General features: G+C 72.4%; 1 protein-coding gene. It reads left to right on the plus strand.

What is annotated here, in order from left to right:
* Positions 1-900 (plus strand): ComEC/Rec2 family competence protein (locus FVW20_RS16995; RefSeq protein WP_196610519.1); only part of this gene is annotated, 900 nt, incomplete at both ends.

Genomic DNA, 900 nt, shown 5'->3' on the forward strand with positions numbered 1-900 from the left:
GTGTACCTGCGCATTCCGCGCCGCAAGCTGGCCCTGGCCTGCTCGCTGCCGCCCGCGCTGGCCTATGTCTGGCTGGGCGGCGCGCCGCCCTCGCTGGTGCGCGCTGCGCTGATGCTGGTGTTCTGGGCGTGGCTGTACTGGCGGGGCCGACCGCAGGTGGTGCTGGACGGCCTGCTGTGGGCGGTGTGCGTCATCGTGCTGTTCGACCCCGGCGCGGCGGACGACCTGTCGTTGCAACTTTCCGCCTGCGCCGTGGCGGGCATTGCCCTGGCAAGGCCGCTGGCCGCCCTGCTGCCCCGCAGACTGCGTGTGCTGGGTGGGTTGGGGGGAGTGGGCGAACAGGATGGTCTGGCCGAACGAGGCCGCATGGCCGAACGGGGCGGTGCGGCCATCCACGACGGTTACGGCGGCTCTGCCGCAACACACCCGCCACACCCCATGCACAGGAGTACCACGCCCCCGTGGCTCACCCGTCTTGTGGCGTACGCCGCGCGCACCCTGTGGGTGACCCTGTGCATCCAGCTGATCCTGCTGCCCCTGTCGGCGCGCGTCTTCGGCACGTCCAGCCCGTGGTTCGCCCTGAACCTGCTGTTCCTGCCGCTCATCGACGGCGTGGCGCTGCCGCTGGGCCTTGCGGGCATGGCCATGGCCCCGGCGGCGCCGGAGGTGGCCGGGTGGCTGCTGCTGATTGCCCGCTGGCCGTTCGATCTGCTGCTGGTTTCGCTGCGCTGGCTTGACGGCGTGGGCCTGCTGGGCGCCCCCCAGTTGCTGCGCCCCCACCCCGCCGCCATGCTGGGGCTGTGGGTACTGCTGGGCGCGACGGTGCTGCAAGTGTCGGGGCAGGTGGCGGACCAGGCATCAGGAGGCCCCACCGGTCAGGGCGCAGGCGCAACACGCCGC

This window comes from Nitratidesulfovibrio oxamicus, from assembly GCF_015731765.1.
GTDB classification, from domain to species: domain Bacteria; phylum Desulfobacterota; class Desulfovibrionia; order Desulfovibrionales; family Desulfovibrionaceae; genus Cupidesulfovibrio; species Cupidesulfovibrio oxamicus.